Annotated in this window: 16 protein-coding genes; 12 read left to right on the forward strand and 4 right to left on the reverse strand. The window is 64.4% G+C overall.

Translation table 11 applies throughout. The features are described from left to right. The coding region (locus tag EOA29_RS07905) for an ATP-binding protein (protein WP_145969639.1) at positions 1 to 1209 on the reverse strand (1209 nt) is incomplete at its 3' end. Between the two features lie 322 nt (positions 1210 to 1531). Here EOA29_RS07905 and EOA29_RS07910 point away from each other — a divergent pair. Next, entirely contained in the window at positions 1532 to 1786 is a 255-nt protein-coding gene (locus EOA29_RS07910; protein WP_126091983.1) for a hypothetical protein, read from the forward strand. A 148-nt stretch (positions 1787 to 1934) separates the two neighbouring features. Here the strand turns inward: EOA29_RS07910 and EOA29_RS07915 are convergent, their stop codons facing one another. Beyond that, a complete protein-coding gene (locus EOA29_RS07915) occupies positions 1935 to 2420 on the reverse strand; it encodes a hypothetical protein (protein ID WP_126091982.1) in 486 nt (161 codons plus the stop codon). A gap of 197 nt (positions 2421 to 2617) precedes the next feature. On the opposite strand from EOA29_RS07915, the gene EOA29_RS07920 reads away from it, so the two are divergent. Both EOA29_RS07920 and EOA29_RS07925 read left to right on the forward strand, forming a co-directional pair. Next, positions 2618 to 2983, forward strand: a complete 366-nt coding sequence (locus EOA29_RS07920; protein WP_126095752.1) for a RidA family protein — start codon at positions 2618 to 2620, stop codon at positions 2981 to 2983. A gap of 28 nt (positions 2984 to 3011) precedes the next feature. Beyond that, on the forward strand, positions 3012 to 4238 hold the full coding sequence (locus EOA29_RS07925) for an amidohydrolase/deacetylase family metallohydrolase (protein ID WP_126091981.1): 1227 nt from the start codon (positions 3012 to 3014) through the stop codon (positions 4236 to 4238). Between the two features lie 157 nt (positions 4239 to 4395). On the opposite strand, the gene EOA29_RS07930 is transcribed toward EOA29_RS07925, so the two are convergent. Both EOA29_RS07930 and EOA29_RS07935 read right to left on the reverse strand, forming a co-directional pair. After that, on the reverse strand, positions 4396 to 6186 hold the full coding sequence (locus EOA29_RS07930) for an NAD(P)/FAD-dependent oxidoreductase (protein WP_126091980.1): 1791 nt from the start codon (positions 6184 to 6186) through the stop codon (positions 4396 to 4398). Positions 6187 to 6276: 90 nt separating this feature from the next. Then, the gene (locus EOA29_RS07935; protein ID WP_126091979.1) at positions 6277 to 7224 is read right to left on the reverse strand and encodes a MurR/RpiR family transcriptional regulator; all 948 of its coding nucleotides are present in this window, start codon (positions 7222 to 7224) and stop codon (positions 6277 to 6279) included. Between the two features lie 539 nt (positions 7225 to 7763). On the opposite strand from EOA29_RS07935, the gene EOA29_RS07940 reads away from it, so the two are divergent. The 9 genes from EOA29_RS07940 to EOA29_RS07980 all read left to right on the forward strand — a co-directional run bounded on the left by EOA29_RS07940 (position 7764) and on the right by EOA29_RS07980 (position 17043). Beyond that, positions 7764 to 7853, forward strand: coding sequence for a K(+)-transporting ATPase subunit F (locus tag EOA29_RS07940; protein ID WP_126091978.1), 90 nt, complete (start codon positions 7764 to 7766; stop codon positions 7851 to 7853). A 27-nt stretch (positions 7854 to 7880) separates the two neighbouring features. Next, entirely contained in the window at positions 7881 to 9584 is a 1704-nt protein-coding gene (gene kdpA / locus EOA29_RS07945) for a potassium-transporting ATPase subunit KdpA (protein WP_126091977.1), read from the forward strand. Then, the gene (locus EOA29_RS07950; protein ID WP_245464878.1) at positions 9568 to 9822 is read left to right on the forward strand and encodes a hypothetical protein; all 255 of its coding nucleotides are present in this window, start codon (positions 9568 to 9570) and stop codon (positions 9820 to 9822) included. The genes kdpA and EOA29_RS07950 overlap by 17 nt, the downstream gene beginning before the upstream one ends. Next, the gene (gene kdpB, locus EOA29_RS07955; protein WP_126091976.1) at positions 9819 to 11915 is read left to right on the forward strand and encodes a potassium-transporting ATPase subunit KdpB; all 2097 of its coding nucleotides are present in this window, start codon (positions 9819 to 9821) and stop codon (positions 11913 to 11915) included. Before EOA29_RS07950 ends, kdpB begins: the two co-directional genes overlap by 4 nt. 11 nt (positions 11916 to 11926) lie before the next feature. Beyond that, positions 11927 to 12490 carry a potassium-transporting ATPase subunit KdpC gene (kdpC, locus tag EOA29_RS07960; protein ID WP_126091975.1) on the forward strand — a complete coding sequence of 188 codons (564 nt, stop codon included), beginning with the start codon at positions 11927 to 11929 and terminating at the stop codon, positions 12488 to 12490. Between the two features lie 55 nt (positions 12491 to 12545). Beyond that, positions 12546 to 15269 carry a sensor histidine kinase KdpD gene (locus EOA29_RS07965; RefSeq protein ID WP_126091974.1) on the forward strand — a complete coding sequence of 908 codons (2724 nt, stop codon included), beginning with the start codon at positions 12546 to 12548 and terminating at the stop codon, positions 15267 to 15269. Further along, positions 15266 to 15958, forward strand: coding sequence for a response regulator transcription factor (locus EOA29_RS07970; RefSeq protein WP_126091973.1), 693 nt, complete (start codon positions 15266 to 15268; stop codon positions 15956 to 15958). Before EOA29_RS07965 ends, EOA29_RS07970 begins: the two co-directional genes overlap by 4 nt. A gap of 68 nt (positions 15959 to 16026) precedes the next feature. Further along, positions 16027 to 16332: a hypothetical protein gene (locus EOA29_RS07975; RefSeq protein ID WP_126091972.1), complete on the forward strand. Its 306-nt coding sequence runs from the start codon at positions 16027 to 16029 to the stop codon at positions 16330 to 16332. A 243-nt stretch (positions 16333 to 16575) separates the two neighbouring features. Continuing rightward, a complete protein-coding gene (locus tag EOA29_RS07980) occupies positions 16576 to 17043 on the forward strand; it encodes an NUDIX hydrolase (RefSeq protein WP_126091971.1) in 468 nt (155 codons plus the stop codon). Positions 17044 to 17063: the final 20 nt, after the last annotated feature.

Here is a 17063-nt window from a genome sequence, read left to right on the forward strand (position 1 = left end):
CGAAACGTCCCGCCACGCATCGTCCGCGGCCATGTCCGAGCCGACGCCGGCGCGGGCGCGCGTCAGCATGCGGCGGAATTCCGAAAGGTCGGGCACGACCGAGGCGAGCCCCTCGATCCGGCAGCGGACCACGAACTCCTGGTAGAGCACGCCGATGACGCGGAACCCCGCGTCGGGTTCGGCCAGGATGGCGCGCAGGATGCGGTCCATCCGCTCGCGCCGCTCGGCGAGATCCTCGGCGCTCGGCTGCGGTTCGGCCGGTTCTGGACGGATGTCCAGCGGAGCCGCCTTGGCCGCCATCAATTGGTCGAGCAGGTCCGGCGAAGGCCGGCGCTGTGGCCGCACAGTCTCCGGCGGCGGCGCGGCCAGGATGATCGAGCGCGCATCCTCCAGCATCGCTTCCGGCAGCGGCATCAGCCGCGGCGTGCCGTTGCGTGGGCTCGTTTCGGTCGAACCGATCCGTACGCTCAGCGGACGGCGCGACAATGCCGGTCCGAGCGCCATGAAATGCCCGCGCTCAAGGTCGCGAAAAGCCTCCGCCTGCCGCCGCTCCATGCCGAGCAGGTCGGCGGCGCGCGCCATGTCGATGTCGAGGAAAGTCCGGCCCATGAGGAAGTTGGAGGCCTCGGCGGCGACGTTTTTGGCGAGCTTCGCCAGCCGCTGTGTGGCGATGATGCCGGCAAGTCCGCGCTTGCGGCCGCGGCACATCAAATTGGTCATGGCGCCAAGCGAAAGCTTGCGCGCCTCGTCGGAAACCTCGCCGGCGGCGGCCGGCGCGAAGAGTTGCGCCTCGTCCACCACCACCAGCATAGGGTACCAATGGTCGCGCGCGACTTCGAACAGGCCGCCGAGGAAGGCGGCGGCGCGCCGCATCTGGTTCTCGGCATCGAGCCCTTCGAGGTTGAGCACCGTCGAGACGCGGTGGATGCGCGCCCGCTCGCCGGCCGCCTGCAGGCCGCGCTCGGTATGGTCCTCCGCATCGATCACCAGATGGCCGTAGCGCTCGCCGAGCGAGACGAAGTCGCCTTCCGGGTCGATGATGGTCTGCTGCACCCAGGGCGCGCTCTGCTCCAGCAGCCGGCGCAGAAGATGCGACTTGCCCGAGCCCGAATTGCCCTGCACCAGCAGGCGGGTCGCCAGCAATTCCTCAAGGTCGAGGGTCGCCGGCGCGCCCGCCGTCGTCTGCCCCATCTCGATCGCAACCGTCATATCTCGACTCGACTGGTCTCCCTGCGCGAGAGGGACTTAGCAACCCGAGCGCGATGCGTCGAGCGCGCGGCGTGGCCGCCAGCCCGGTGTTCCACACCTAAGGCATGTCGCCCGAAAAGTGCGCGGCGGTTTTGGGAAAGCGACATGCGTAAATACAAAGACTTGAAGCGCGTCGCCTGAATCCGTTTCAGCGCGACGCGCTTTAAAGGAACAATGGCGGTAGCTTGTCGCCAGCCGCACTGGTCGGACCACCATTTCGCTGGCGCAATCCAACCATTGGCGTATCATCCTTTCAGGGAGGGTTCATGGCAGGAGGAGGCCAATGAACGTCGCTGCGGAGGTGCCCGTCATGGACCCGACGGTGCAAGATCTTGTTTTGTCCGCACTTTCGAAATTTCGCGCCGGCGACACCATCTCGACCCGGGCGATGCTCGACGTCATCCGCCAAGGTGACCCCACCTGCGAGGACAGCGACGACCATCTGGTCGAACTGATCGTCATGGCCGCGGTTGGTAAGACCATGGGGGTCGTGTTCGACCACCGCTCGCCGGACGAACGGTTGCCGCGCCTGGCTTAGGATGCCCTCCGGAGGCGATTGCCTGCTGGCCTTTGGCTCCCCGTCTAAAGCGCGTCGCGCTGAAATGAATTCAGGCGACGCGCTTTAAGTCTTTGTTTTGATGCATGTCGTTCTCCCAAAACCGCTGCGCACTTTTGGGCGACATGCATTAGCTCCCCAGCGGATGCGGCAGATAGCCGACGAAGCCGGCGATCTTCCAGCGACCGCCGACCTTGCGGCAGAAGTAGAGCGTCTGCCATTTGAGCCTGTCGACGCCACCGTCCGCCTTGGCCACGGAACCATCGAATTTCTTGTGCAGCACCGCGCGGTCGCCGTCGACGTCGATGTCGCGCATGTTGGTCACACGGAACAGCGCCTCGCGCAGCGGCTCGGCGAATTTCGTCGCCGCAGTTTCCTTGGCCTGCCGCAGCCATTCGTCGCGATAGACGTCCAGCCTCGGGAACTGCAGGCGCCAGGCATCGGCATTAGCAAGGAAATGCGCATGCATGCCGAAGAAGCTCTCGGCGACGAAGTCGTCCTCGACCATCGACCAGTCCTGGCCGAGGAAGGCATCGATGTCGCGCCGCACCAGCATTTCCCAAAGCGCGTGGCGGTCGGCATCGCCTTCCGGAAACGGATTCTTGTCGAAGGTCATCGGATCCCCCTCTCTCATGCATACCGCTGGCGGCTACGAGTTGCCGATCGGCTTTGACGCGCAAGATGCTCAGGCTTCTGTAATAAAGCAACATGGATTTTGAAAAAATGTTGCTTTCCGACATCGGCCCTATGAGGATCACGCCGACAGGCGTAGACGGCTATAAGAACCCCATCCAGTCGATAAAGGAGGCTCACTTGCCCAAGCAGTGCTTTGGAAAATCGCATGTCCCGCTCTCGCCCGCCGTGCGGGCCGGCGATTTCGTCTATATCTCCGGCCAGGTACCGGTGGGCAGCGACGGGCTGGTGGTCAAGGGCGGGATTGCAGAGCACGCCGAGCAGGTGCTGCAGAACGTCAAGGCTGCGCTGGCGCTTGCCGGCTGCACCATGGACGATGTGGTGAAGACCACCGTCTGGCTGGAGGATGCCCGCGACTTCGGCACCTTCAACACGGTCTACGCAAAACATTTCCCGAAGGACCCGCCGGCACGCACCACCGTCGAATCCCGCCTGATGATCGACATCAAGATCGAGATCGAAGCGGTCGCCTATAGGCCGGTCTAATCGCAACGAAACAGCAACGGAGGCGTCGATGCAGTTCGATCTGCTGATCAAGGGCGGCCGAGTGATCGACCCGGCGTCTAACCTCGATGCGCCGCGCGACGTTGCCATCGCCGATGGCCGCGTCGCCGCGATCGACGCCGCCATCGATGCCGGGACCGCCCGTGAGGTCGTCGACGCGAGGGACTGCATCGTCACCCCTGGCCTCGTCGACCTGCACAGCCATGTCTATTGGGGCGGAACTTCGCTCGGCGTCGACGCCGACAGGCTTGCGGCCAAGAGCGGCACCACCACCTTCATCGACGCCGGCAGTGCCGGCGCCGGCAATTTCCTGGGCTTTCGCCGCCATGTCATCGAGCGCTCGAAGGTCCGCATCCTGGCTTATGTCAACATCTCCTTCGCCGGCATATTCGGCTTCGCCAAGACCGTGTCCGTCGGCGAATGCAGTGACCTCAGGCTCTGCGAGCCACGCGACACCGTGGCGGCGGTGCGCGAGCACGCCGACGTCGTCGTCGGCGTCAAGGTCCGCTCGGGCCGCCACGCCAGCGGCACCAGCGGCATCGCACCGGTCGACCTCGCGCTCGAAGCCGCCGACAAGGTCGGCCTGCCGCTGATGGCGCATATCGACGAGCCGCCGCCAGGCCGCTCGGAAGTGCTGCCCAGGCTGCGCCGGGGCGACATCCTCACCCACTGCTTCCGCCCGTTTCCCAACGCGCCGGTCTTCGCTTCCGGCGCGGTGCGGCCGGACATGCGCTTGGCGCGCGAGCGCGGCGTCATCTTCGACATCGGCCACGGCATGGGCTCCTTCGACTTCGAAGTCGCCAAGGCCATGCTCGCCGAAGGCCTGGCGCCGGACGTCATCTCGAGCGACGTGCACCTCTACTGCGTCGATGGCCCCGCCTTCGACATTCTTGTCTGCATGTCGAAGCTCATGGCGCTCGGCATGCCGCTGGTCGAGGTGCTGCGCGCGGCGACTGTGCGTCCGGCCGAGGCGGTCGCCAAGGCAGAGCTCGGCGTGCTGAAAGTCGGCGGCATCGGCGATATCGCGGTACTTAGGTTGCTGCCCGGCCGCTTCACCTTCGTCGACGCGGTCGGCGCCTCACTGGTCGCGGATCGGCGACTGGTCTCCAACGGCATCGTCATCGGCGGCAAATGGTGGCCGAACGAGGCGTCCAACCACGATGAGACCGAACGCTTCGAGGCGCATGCGCAACACATGCATGTCGAGGTTGCGGCCAGGCATTTTGGGCGGGGGTGAATCTCCCCCCCTCGAGGGGGAGATGTCGCCGAAGGCGACAGAGGGGGTCGCCGCGCGTGAAGCGCCAACCCTTATCTGTTGCAGGATGGCGAGCCCAGTCGGACCGACCCCCTCTGCCCTGCCGGGCATCTACCCCTCAAGGGGGGAGATCGCAACGTCACCGCCGCGAATTGCTCGGCTCGCCGTAAACCGGCGTGGCGATCCCTTCCATGCGCGCCTTGAGCTGCAGCGCCACGAATTTCGAGTAGAAGCGCGACAGCGCGAGGTTGCCGCCGTGGAACCACAGCGCTTCCTGCGCCGTAGGCTTCCACATGTTGCGCAATTCGCCCTGCCACGGGCCGGGATCGCCCTTGACGCCGGAGCCGAGGCCCCAGCATGGCCCGACCTTGTCGGCGACCTCGCGCGAGACGATCCCCGCAACCGTCTCGTTCATCGACTGAAAGCCGGTGCAGCAGACGATCGCATCGACCGCAAGCTCGCTGCCGTCCTCGAACAGGATGCCGTTCGGCGTCAGCGATTTGATGCCGACGCCGCTCTTCACCGCGATCTCGCCGTTCAGGATCAGCTCGCAGGCGCCGACATCGATGTAAAAGCCCGAACCAGTGCGATAGGCCTTCATCAAAAGCCCGGTCTCGTCCTCGCCGAAGTCGATGGCGAAGCCGCTGTCGCCGAGCCGCTCGTAGAAATCCGCGTCGCGCTCGCGGATGACGTTATAGAGCGCCCGCTGGCCTTTCGGCACCAGCGCGAACGGCGTCGAGGCGACGATCATGTCCGCCTTGTCAGTGGTGATGCCGCGCGCCAGCGCCTTTTCGGAAAAGATCTCAAAGCCGACCTCCATCAGCGTGTCGGACTTCACCACCGTCGTCGGCGAACGCTGGACCATCGTGACCTTGGCGCCGGCCTCCCAGAGATCGACGCTGACGTCGTGGCCCGAGCTTGCCGCGCCGATCACCGCGACGCGTTTGCCGCGGAACTTCTCGCCGGTCGAATACTGGCTGGAATGCAGGAGCTCGCCCTTGAAGCTGCCGGCGCCGGGCAATTCGATCTGCCGCGGCGGCCCATAGGCGCCGGTGGCGAAGACGATGTGCTTCGGCTTCAGCGTGATGCGCTGGCCGACACGGTCGACCACCACCGTCCAGACCTTTTCAACCTCGTCATAGGCGGCGCTGATGCATCTGGTGGCGACCCAGTAGTTCAGCTCCATGACGCGGGCATACATTTCCAGCCAGTCGCCCATCTTGTCCTTGGGCGTGAAGACCGGCCAGTTCTCCGGGAACGGAATGTAAGGCAGATGGTCATACCAGACCGGATCGTGCAGCACGAGCGAGCGATAGCGGTTGCGCCAGGAATCGCCGGCGCGCGCGTTCTTCTCGATGATAAGCGCGGGAACGCCGAGCTGCCGCAGCCGGGCGCCGAGCATGATGCCTCCCTGGCCGCCGCCGATCACCAGGCAATAGGGCTGCTCGTGCACGCCGAGGTCGCGCGCCTCACGTGCCCTTTTCTCCGCCCAGGTCTCGCGCCCGGGATCGGCCTTGTGGCGGATGCCGAGCGGCCGGTCCGGACCTTTCTGCTCCTCGAAACCTTTAAGCTCGCTCATCGCGGTGAACAGCGTCCGGCAGCGGCCGTCCTTGAGCCGCAGGATGCCCTCGCCCCGCGCCACGGCCGTCTCGAATGTGAACCAGGCCTCGATCGTGCCTTCGTCCGAGCTCGCCTCGCCCGACAGGCGCCAGTGAGACGGTTTCGCCGATGACAGCATCGCCTTCAGCATCTCGCGGATCGCCGCCTGGCCCTCCATGGTCTTGATATTCCATGTGAAGGTCAGCAGATCGCGCCAGTAGCCGTCGTCCACGAAAAGGTTGGTCGCCGCCTCGATGTCGCCGGCCTCGAGCGCCCGGCCGAAGGAGCCGAGCCATGTGCCCGCCTGCTGCGATGGTGCGATGTCGAGCATTCTTCTTCGTTCCCTTTTGCAGTTCGAATTCCTCGGCGAAGCCGGCGGCGGCGCCTTCTCCTTCTCCCCTTGTGGGAGAAGGGATGGCCGCTAATCTCCCAATGGCTCCATCTCCTTCCCGGTCCGATGGATCTGGGCGTTGTACTTGATGCGGCGCACCGTCTCGCGCGCCGGGCCGTCGAGCTTGTAGGCGGACGCCACCGCCAGAAGGTCGATGGCCGCGAGGAAGGCGTAGCGCGAAGCGGTCGGCTTCAGCGTGTCGGGATATTCGGGAACCGCCATCGTCAGCCGCACGTCGCAAACGCGCGACAGCTCGGTGTCCGGCGCCGTCACGCAGATCGCATCGGCGCGGTAATGCTTGGCCAGCTCCACCGCCTCGATCACTTCTCGGGTGCGGCCGGTGGCCGAGATCGCGATCACCAGGTCGCCCGGCTTCAGCGTCGAAGCCGTCATGCGCATCAGGTACGGATCGCATTGCGCGCTGATCGTGATGCCATAGCGGAACAGGCGGTATTGCGTCTCCTGCGCCAGGGCCGACGAACTGCCGCCGAGGCCGAACACCGTCACCTGCCGCGCCTTGGCGATCAGCTCCGCCGCCTTCTGCAATTGCCCCGGATCGATCTGCCGCTCCGCCTCCTGCAGCGCGCGCCGCGCCTCGCCGAACACGGCGTTCCAGAATGGCATGCCGCTGTCGCTGTTCACGGGTTGCGGCCTGGTGCTGAGATAGAGCGCGCCGACGACGAGGCTCTGCGCCAGCTTCAGCTTGAAATCGCGCACGCCCTCGCAGCCGATGGCGCGGCAGAAACGGGTGACCGTCGGCTCGCTGACCTGCGCGCGCTGCGCAAGCGCGGCATTCGACGCGCCGACCGCATATTTGACGTCGTCGAGCACGACATCGGCGACGCGGCGTTCGGCCGGACGCAAATCCGCGTAACTGTCCTTCACCTGCGAAATAATGTCCGGGAAGCGTCTGACATGATCGTGCCTGTCGCCTTCCTCGCTCGGAATACGCAGCGCCTGGCTGTCAGCTTCGGTCATTGCTCAGCCCTTCCTGCCCGTTTCTGGGACCACCATATTTGCGATTATCCGCCCGCAGGCCACAGGCAATCAAACAAGATGAGTATGTAAGAAACTAACACGCATGGCAATTGCGGATAAAATCCTATTAAATCAAATAGTTAACTGCAATGCATTTAGGCGGGATCGCACCCGCGCTCAGTCGCCGCTGGCGGAAAAGTAGGATAGTTACAGGTCGATTTTGCCGCACTGTCAAACCAAAGGGCGACCCGCCAAAACCACTATAAAATTCCTATATCTTTCCTTCCCGCCTCGTCTCGAACCTTTATGGCGATCGGGTCCATATTTCCTTTCAAAAGAACGCTTTGATCGCCGTCACCGCCAAGGTGACGCGCCGTCGCGTGCAGTTCTGAGCCCGCCCGCACGGGCTGCGAACACAAGTCGAAAGCAAGGAATGCCTGAAATGGACCTAATTGTTCTCGGGATCGGGATTTTATTCTTCGCCCTGTCCTTAGCCTACGTCAAAGCCTGCGACGGAATCTGAGCGGAAGGACAGAACCATGATCCTCGATTTCATCCTCGGCGGTGCGGTGACTTTGTTCCTGCTCGCCTATCTCACCTATGCGCTCATCCGCCCTGAGCGCTTTTGATCGTACAGACCCACGGGAAGCCATGTCATGACAATATACGGCTGGATACAGATCCTTCTCTACTGTGGGATCCTGGTTTTGCTTGTGAAGCCCCTCGGCGGCTATATGTTCCGGGTCTTCAACGGCGACCGGACCTTGCTTTCGCCGGTGCTCGTCCCGATCGAGCGTGGCCTCTATCGCCTCGCCGGAACGAGCGACAGGGAAGAACAGCACTGGGCCGTCTACACGACGGGCATGCTGCTCTTCAATCTCGCCGGCTTCCTCGTTCTTTACGCCCTGCAGCGGCTGCAGGGCACCCTGCCCTACAATCCGGCGGGCATGACCGCGGTTGAGCCTGGCCTTGCCTTCAACACCGCCGCAAGCTTCGTCACAAACACCAACTGGCAGAATTACGGCGGCGAGAGCACGATGTCCTATCTCGTGCAGATGGCCGGCCTCACCGTGCAGAACTTCGTTTCGGCCGCCACCGGTATCGCCATTGCGGTTGCCTTGATCAGCGGCTTTGCCCGCGCTTCCGGCAAGTCGATCGGCAATTTCTGGGTCGATCTTACCCGCTGCACGCTCTACGTGCTCCTGCCGGCCTGCATCGTGCTCACGCTCGTCTATGTCTGGCTGGGCATCCCGCAGACGCTCGGGCCTTATGTCGACGCCGCCACGCTGGAAGGCGCCAAGCAGACGATCGCGCTCGGCCCGGTCGCATCGCAGATCGCTATCAAGATGCTGGGCACCAATGGCGGCGGCTTCTTCAACGCCAACGCCGCGCATCCTTTCGAGAATCCGGACGCGATCTCCAACCTCATTCAGATGCTGACGATCTTCGCGCTCGGCGCCGGTCTCACCAACGTCTTCGGCCGCATGGTCGGCAGTGAGCGCCAGGGCTGGGCGATCCTTGCCTCGATGGGCGTGCTGTTCCTCGCCGGCGTCATCGTCTGCTACTGGGCCGAGGCCGCCGGCAACCCGCTGGTCCATGCGCTCGGCATCGACGGCGGCAATATGGAAGGCAAGGAGACGCGCTTCGGCATCGCGCTCTCGGCGCTGTTCGCGGTCATCACCACCGCTGCCTCCTGCGGCGCCGTCAACGCCATGCATGACTCTTTCACCGCGCTCGGCGGCATGATCCCGATCATCAACATGCAGCTCGGCGAAGTCATCGTCGGCGGTGTCGGCGCCGGCTTCTACGGCATCCTGATGTTCGTCGTCATCGCCGTCTTCGTCGCCGGCCTGATGGTCGGCCGCACGCCGGAGTATCTCGGCAAGAAGATCGAGGCCAAGGAGGTAAAGATGGCGATGCTCGCCATTCTGTGCCTGCCGCTGGCGATGCTGATCTTCACCGCCATCGCGGTGGTCTTGCCGAGCGCCGTGGCCTCGATGGCCAATGGCGGCCCGCACGGCTTCTCCGAGGTGCTCTACGCCTACACCTCGTCGGCAGCGAACAACGGCTCGGCCTTTGCCGGACTCACCGGCAACACGCCCTGGTTCAACCTTACGGGTGCCATCGGCATGCTGATGGGCCGCTTCCTGGTCATCATCCCGGCTCTCGCCATCGCCGGCTCGCTGGCGGCGAAAAAGACCGTGCCCGCTTCGGCCGGCACCTTCCCGACGGACGGCACGCTGTTCGTCGGCCTGCTGGTCGGCGTCATCATCATCGTCGGCGGCCTCACCTTCTTCCCGTCGCTCGCCGTCGGTCCGATCGTCGAACACCTGGCGATGATCCATGGACAGACTTTCTGAGATGACCATGCCCTGGTTCATCCACATACGCCGGGACGACCGTCACCAGGCCGGTGGCGGAAGGCCCGACGACGGAAGGGACGAGAGGCCTCGTCCTTTCCCGACGCTTTCCACCTTCCTTGGCATGGCAGCCGTGCTGTTCGTGCTGTGGCTGCTGGCGACCGGTCTTCCGCGCCTGTTTCCGAAGACCGAGCACCCGGCGCCGTCCAACATCACCGATACTGGAGCCTCGAAATGAGCCAGTCCAAATCCGCGAGCATTCTGGATGCCCGCATCCTGGTGCCCGCCATCGGCGGCGCCTTCCGCAAGCTCGATCCGCGCACGCTGGTCCGTAATCCGGTGATGTTCGTCGTCGCGGTCGTCTCGCTGCTCACCACCGTGCTTTTCGTTCGCGACCTGATCGCCGGCGGCGGCAATCTCGGCTTCACCCTGCAGATCATCATCTGGCTGTGGTTCACCGTGCTGTTCGCCAACTTCGCCGAGGCCGTGGCCGAAGGCCGCGGCAAGGCGCAGGCCGACTCGCTGCGCAAGGCGCGCACCGAGACCCAGGCTAAGCTGCTCGTCAACGGCGAGGATCGTTCGAAGTTCAAGCTCGTGCCCGGCACCAGCCTGAAGGTGGGCGATGTCGTGCTGGTCGAAGCCGGCGACATTATCCCCTCGGACGGCGAGGTGATCGAAGGCGTGGCCTCCGTCAACGAAGCCGCGATCACGGGTGAATCCGCGCCCGTCATCCGCGAATCCGGCGGCGACCGGTCGGCCGTCACCGGCGGCACGCAAGTGCTGTCCGACTGGATCCGCGTGCGCATCAGCGCCGCCTCCGGCCACACCTTCCTCGATCGCATGATCTCGCTGGTCGAGGGCGCCGAGCGCCAGAAGACGCCGAACGAGATCGCGCTCAACATCCTTCTCGTCGGCATGACGCTGATCTTCGTTCTGGCCACCGCGACCATCCCGAGCTTCGCCTCCTATTCGGGCGGCTATATCCCGGTGACGATCCTCGTCGCTCTCTTCGTGACGCTGATCCCGACCACGATCGGCGCGCTGCTCTCGGCCATCGGCATCGCCGGCATGGACCGCCTGGTGCGCTTCAACGTGCTCGCCATGTCCGGCCGCGCCGTCGAGGCCGCCGGCGACGTCGACACGCTGCTCCTGGACAAGACCGGCACCATCACGCTCGGCAACCGTCAGGCGACCGAGTTCCGTCCGGTCAAGGGCGTCACCGAACAGGAGCTGGCGGATGCGGCGCAGCTTGCTTCGCTGGCGGATGAGACGCCGGAAGGCCGCTCGATCGTCGTGCTCGCCAAGGAAAAATACGGCATCCGCGCCCGCGACATGGCCACATTGCATGCGACCTTCGTGCCCTTCACCGCGCAGACCCGCATGAGCGGCGTCGACCTCGACGGCTCGTCGGTGCGCAAGGGCGCGGTCGATGCGGTGCTGGCTCATGTCAGCCAGGCGGCGGCCACGTCCCATGGCGCGCGTCCGACAAGCGACACGATCCGCGATCTGCAGGCCATCGCCGACGAGATCGGAAAGGCCGGCGGCACACCGCTTGCGGTCGAACGCGACGGTCGCCTGCTCGGCATCGTCCACCTCAAGGACATCGTCAAGGGCGGCATCCGCGAGCGTTTCGCGGAGCTTCGCAAGATGGGTATCCGCACGGTGATGATCACCGGCGACAATCCGTTGACGGCGGCGGCTATCGCGGCCGAGGCCGGCGTCGACGACTTCCTCGCCCAGGCAACGCCCGAGAACAAGCTGTCGCTGATCCGCGAGGAGCAGGCCAAGGGCAAGCTGGTCGCCATGTGCGGCGACGGCACCAACGATGCGCCGGCGCTCGCTCAGGCCGATGTCGGCGTCGCCATGAACACCGGCACGGTCGCCGCGCGCGAAGCCGGCAACATGGTCGATCTCGACAGCGACCCCACGAAGCTGATCGAGATCGTCGAGATCGGCAAGGCGCTGCTGATGACGCGCGGCTCGCTGACGACGTTCTCGATCGCCAACGACGTGGCCAAGTATTTCGCCATCATCCCGGCGATGTTCGCGGTCTTTTATGTCGCGCCCGGCCAATCCGCCGGCCCGCTGCAGGCGCTCAACGTCATGCATCTGGCGACGCCGCAAAGCGCCATCCTGTCGGCCATCATTTTCAACGCGCTGATCATCATCGCGCTGATCCCGTTGTCGCTGAAGGGCGTGAAATACCGCGCCATCGGCGCCGGCGCGCTGCTCACCCGCAACCTGCTCGTCTACGGCCTCGGCGGCATCGTCGTGCCGTTCGTCGGCATCAAGGCGATCGACATGATCGTCACGGCCCTCGGCCTCGCATAAGGATCACTCCGATGCTCAAGCAACTCAGACCCGCGATCGTCATGATCGTCTTCTTCACGGTTCTCACCGGCCTCATCTACCCGATCGGCATGACCGGTATTGCCCAGGCGCTGTTTCCCAAACAGGCCAATGGCAGCCTCATCGAAAAAGATGGCAAGGTCATTGGCTCCGAATTGATCGGCCAGGCCTTCGCCAGCGATCGTTACTTCCATGGCAGGCCGTCGGCCGCCGGCGACGGCTACAACGCGGCCGCCTCCAGCGGCTCGAATCTCGGGCCGACCAATGCGAAGCTGATCGAGCGCATCAAGGGCGACGCCGAGAAGCTGAAGGCTGAGAACCCGAACGCGCCGGTGCCGATGGACCTCGTCACGACGTCCGGCAGCGGCCTCGATCCTGACATCAGCCCCGAGGCCGCCTATTTCCAGGTTCCGCGGGTTGCCAAGTCGCGCGGCATCGATGAAGCCAAGGTGAAAGCGCTGGTTGACAGCCATGTCGAGGACCGCGAGCTTGGTTTCATGGGTGAGCCGGTGGTCAATGTGCTCGCCCTCAACCTGGCGCTGGACGACCTGAAGTGATCAGCACCGCGTCGGGGATCGACACGACCCCCGGCGCAATTCATGATTGGACCTGATGCCGGACGACAGGACCAACCTCGAGAACAGACCATCCCCCGACGCGCTGCTGGAGCATGCAGAGCGGGAGGGCCGCGGCCGTTTGCGCCTATTCCTCGGCGCGGCGCCAGGTGTCGGCAAGACCTATGAGATGCTGATGGCGGGCCGCGCCCGCCTCGCCGACGGCATCGACGTTGTGGTTGGCGTCGTCGAAACGCACGGCCGCAAGGAAACCCAGGCGCTGCTCGACGGCTACGAGGTGACGCCCCGCCGGCAGGTGGAATACCGGGGGCACACCCTCGACGAGATGGATATCGATGCCATCCTGAAAAGGCGACCGGAACTGGTTCTGGTCGACGAGCTCGCCCACACCAACGCACCCGGCAGCCGCCATCCCAAGCGCTATCTCGATGTGCAGGAAATCCTGGCGCAAGGCATCGACGTCTACACGACGCTCAACATCCAGCATGTCGAAAGCCTGAACGATGTCGTGGCGCAGATCACGCGCGTCCGGGTGCGCGAGACCGTCCCCGATTCCATCATCGACGAGGCCGACGATATCGAGGTCATCGACCTCACCCCCGACGACCTGATCAAGCGACTGCATGAAGGCAAGGTCTATTTCCCCAACACCGCCCAACGTGCGATCGAGAACTATTTTTCGCCGGGCAACCTGACCGCCCTCCGGGAACTGGCGCTGAGGCGCACCGCCCAGCGCGTCGACGAGCAGTTGCTCAATCACATGCAGTCCCATGCCATTCCGGGGCCGTGGGCTGCCGGCGAGCGGGTTCTTGTCTGCGTCGATCAGCGTCCCGGCGGAGCCGCCCGCATCCGTTACGCGCGCCGGCTTGCCGATCGGCTCCGCGCTCCCTGGACGGCGCTTCATGTCGACACGCCTCGCCTGGCCGGCATGTCGGAAGAGGAGAAGGACCGGCTGGCGGCGAACCTGCGACTTGCCGAGCAGCTCGGCGCCGAGGTGAGCACGATTCCGGGCCAGAACATCGCCCAGGACATCGTGCGCCACGCGACGGCAAACAACTTCACCCATATCGTCATCGGCAGGCCGACCCGCTCGCGCTGGCGGGAACTGATCGAGGGCTCGCTGACCTATGATCTGATCCGCAATGCCGGCGACATCAGCGTCCATGTCATTTCGCGGACCGAGCGCGACACCGATGCCGCCTCGACGAGGGTCAAGGCCGCTGCGGAACAGAGACCGTTCCAGGTCTGGCCCTACCTTGTCACCACCGTCTTTGTCACGGGCGCGCTGGCTGCCAGCAGCGTTCTCGACCAGTTCTTCGACGTTCGCAATCTGGCAAGCGTCCTGCTCCTGGCCGTGCTGACATCGGCGGTGACGTTCGGGCTCTGGCCGGCGCTTTACGCCTGTTTTGTGAGTGCCCTTGCTTTCAACTTTTTCTTCCTCGAGCCGCGCTACACGCTGACGATCAGGGACCCGGAGAGCATCGTCGCCTTTGCCGCCTTCCTCGTCGTCGCCGTCATCGCCAGCAATCTGACGGCGCGCGTGCAGCGCCAGGCGGCCGCCGCCCGTTCGCGCGCACGGGCAACCGAGGACATCTATTCCTTCTCGAAGAAGCTCGCCGGCGCCGGCACGCTCGACGACGTGCTGTGGGCCACCGCGTTCCAGATCGCCTCGATGCTGAAAGTGCGCGTGGTGCTGCTGCTGCCGGAAAACGGCACGATCACCGTCAAGGCCGGCTACCCGCCGGACGACACGCTGGCCGAGGCCGACATCGCGGCGGCCCGCTGGGCCTGGGAGCACGACCGCCCGGCCGGCCGCGGCGCCGACACGCTGCCCGGCGCGAAGCGCCTATACCTGCCCTTGCGGACGGGCCGCACGGCTGTCGGTGTCGTCGGGCTCGACAACGACAAGCAAGGCCCGCTGCTCACGCCAGAGCAGCAACGTCTCCTCGACGCGCTTGCCGACCAGGCGGCGGTCGCCATCGAGCGCATCCAGCTCGTCGCCGATGTCGACCGCGCCAAGCTCGCTGCCGAGGCGGACCGGCTGCGCTCGGCGCTGCTCACCTCCATCTCCCATGACCTGAAGACGCCGCTTGCCGCCATCATGGGCGCGGCAGGCACCTTGCGGGAGTTCGCGCCGGCACTGCCGGAGAAGGACCGGGCGGATCTCCTGGCGACGGTGCTGAATGAATCGGAACGGCTGAACCGCTTCATCGCCAACCTGCTCGACATGACCAAGATCGAATCCGGCGCGATGGAGCCGAACTATGCGTTCCACTACGTCGGCGACATTGTCGGATCGGCGCTCAATCGTGCCAGCAAGATCACCGGCGAGCACAGGATCGAGACCGATATTCCACCGGATTTGCCGATGCTGCGGCTCGATCCCGTGCTGTTCGAGCAGGCGCTGTTCAACCTTCTCGACAATGCCGCGAAATATGCGCCGCCTGGCTCGATTATCCGCCTGCAAGGCTGGGTCGACAATGGGTCCGTCATCCTGCAGGTCATGGATGAGGGGCCGGGCATCCCGCCGGGCGACGTCGAACGGATCTTCGATACCTTCTACCGCGTGCGCAAGCGCGACCAGGTCCGTGCCGGAACGGGGCTTGGCCTGTCGATCAGCCGCGGCTTCATCGAGGCCATGGGCGGCACGATTTCGGCGGCGAACCGCACCGACAGGCCGGGCGCGATCTTCATCATCCGCATGCCGGTGCCGGAAGAAATTCCGGACCTGGCCGTCGCCAAAACGGATGACGCTGCATGACCAATCAGAACGTCAGCATCCTGGTCGTCGACGACGAGCCGCCGATCCTCAAGCTGCTTCGCGTCGGCCTTGGCAGCCAGGGCTATTCGGTCTCCGAGGCGCCGAACGCCAGGGCCGCGATCGAGTTCATGCAGATGCAACGGCCCGACCTGATCCTGCTCGACCTCGGCCTGCCCGGCATGACCGGCCTCGAGCTGCTCGGCAAATGGCGCAACGACGGGCTCGACATTCCCGTTGTCATCCTTTCAAGCCGCACCGACGAGGCCGGCATCGTCTCGGCGCTCGAGCTCGGCGCCGACGACTACGTGACGAAACCCTTCGGCATGAACGAGCTGGTCGCCCGCATCCGTGTGGCGCTGCGCCACAAGTTCCAGCAGCAGGGCGAGAAGCCGGTATTCCAGACCGGAGACCTGTCGGTCGACCTGGTGAAGCGCATCGTCAAGGTCGAGGGCAAGGAGGTGAAGCTGTCACCCAAGGAATACGACATCCTGCGCATCCTCGTGCAGTATGCCGGCAAGGTGCTCACCCACCAGTTCCTGATGAAGCAGCTCTGGAACGATTCGACCGACGTGCAATACCTCAGGGTCTACGTCCGCCAGCTGAGGCAGAAGATCGAGAAGACGCCGGACCAGCCGCGCTACATCATCACCGAGACCGGCGTCGGCTATCGTTTGCGCGAGGTCGACTGAACCATGGTACATCCAGACAAGCACCCTATATTACGGCCAGGTTCAGATTTTCATGCGGGAAGGAAGCGATGTCGCATCCTCGCTTTTTGGTGGTCTTGACATCGCTGTCTCTGGCGACCGCCGCCCTTTTGGGCGCAGCTTTAGATGCCTCGGCCCAGGTCGTCATCCCGACGAACCGTAATGGCCTGATCCAGCAGAACGAACTGCAGACGCTCCGCAACCAGTTGCAGCGGCAGCAGTTCCAGCAACAGCAGCAGCTCTATCGCGAGCAGGACCGGCAGATCGTGCCGAAGCCTCGCCCTGAAGTGCCGATCGTCAAGCAGAATTGCCAGTCGCAGGTGATCGGCACCACGATTTCGCGGGTTTGCCGCTGACATTTAGCCTTTTTCGGTTTATTTAGCCGACTTACTTGCTGGCGAGAGCCGGAATTGCAAGGGGACGGTTTTAGAGCAATTCCAGGAAAAGTGTATAACGGTTTTCTGTCCGGAATTGCGTAAAAACAAATAGTTAGTTCAGCGTTTCCGTGAAACGATGAACTGCTCTAGGGTTTGCAGGGGCGGGATTTTGCCGTGTGCGGACAGCGCGCGGCGCGGACGCTGCTCTCATCGGATTTTGGAATGGCAACTGCCAAGAAGAATGCAGTGCGCAAGGCAAAGAAAGGAGAGCGGATCCGTCAGGTGGCGGCCATCCCCTTTCGTTTGAGCGAGGGCGGCAATCTCGAAATATTGTTGGTCACCTCACGCACGACCAGGCGCTTCATCGTACCCAAGGGCTGGCCGATGAAGGGCAAGAGCGGGCGCAAGGCGGCCGCGATCGAGGCCCAGGAGGAGGCAGGCGTGCTCGGCAAGGCGCTGAAGCAGCCCGCCGGCACCTATTCTTATTGGAAACGCATGGCCAGCCGCTTCGTCCGTGTCGACGTGGTCGTCTACCTGCTCGAAGTCGCCGAGGAGATGGCCGACTGGCGGGAGGCCGCGAACCGGCAACGCGCCTGGCTGCCGGTGGCCGACGCGGCCCTGCTCATCGATGAGCCGGAGCTTTCGACTCTTCTGAGGGGTTTGACGGTCCCTGCGGCCGAGCCGGCCTGAGACGGTCTTCTACTCGGAGT

Origin of the sequence: Mesorhizobium sp. M1E.F.Ca.ET.063.01.1.1, from assembly GCF_003998155.1 — a bacterium.
Classification (GTDB): Bacteria; Pseudomonadota; Alphaproteobacteria; order Rhizobiales; family Rhizobiaceae; genus Mesorhizobium.

Coding starts and splice junctions, on each gene's coding strand:
- EOA29_RS07930 (WP_126091980.1), bottom strand. CDS start 6,186: ATGCTCGACATCGCACCATCGCAGCAGGCGGGCACATGGCTCGGCTCC.
- EOA29_RS07915 (WP_126091982.1), bottom strand. CDS start 2,420: ATGACCTTCGACAAGAATCCGTTTCCGGAAGGCGATGCCGACCGCCAC.
- EOA29_RS07910 (WP_126091983.1), top strand. CDS start 1,532: ATGAACGTCGCTGCGGAGGTGCCCGTCATGGACCCGACGGTGCAAGAT.
- kdpA (WP_126091977.1), top strand. CDS start 7,881: ATGACAATATACGGCTGGATACAGATCCTTCTCTACTGTGGGATCCTG.
- EOA29_RS07965 (WP_126091974.1), top strand. CDS start 12,546: ATGCCGGACGACAGGACCAACCTCGAGAACAGACCATCCCCCGACGCG.
- EOA29_RS07980 (WP_126091971.1), top strand. CDS start 16,576: ATGGCAACTGCCAAGAAGAATGCAGTGCGCAAGGCAAAGAAAGGAGAG.
- EOA29_RS07925 (WP_126091981.1), top strand. CDS start 3,012: ATGCAGTTCGATCTGCTGATCAAGGGCGGCCGAGTGATCGACCCGGCG.
- EOA29_RS07940 (WP_126091978.1), top strand. CDS start 7,764: ATGATCCTCGATTTCATCCTCGGCGGTGCGGTGACTTTGTTCCTGCTC.
- kdpB (WP_126091976.1), top strand. CDS start 9,819: ATGAGCCAGTCCAAATCCGCGAGCATTCTGGATGCCCGCATCCTGGTG.
- kdpC (WP_126091975.1), top strand. CDS start 11,927: ATGCTCAAGCAACTCAGACCCGCGATCGTCATGATCGTCTTCTTCACG.
- EOA29_RS07970 (WP_126091973.1), top strand. CDS start 15,266: ATGACCAATCAGAACGTCAGCATCCTGGTCGTCGACGACGAGCCGCCG.
- EOA29_RS07975 (WP_126091972.1), top strand. CDS start 16,027: ATGTCGCATCCTCGCTTTTTGGTGGTCTTGACATCGCTGTCTCTGGCG.
- EOA29_RS07950 (WP_245464878.1), top strand. CDS start 9,568: ATGGACAGACTTTCTGAGATGACCATGCCCTGGTTCATCCACATACGC.
- EOA29_RS07935 (WP_126091979.1), bottom strand. CDS start 7,224: ATGACCGAAGCTGACAGCCAGGCGCTGCGTATTCCGAGCGAGGAAGGC.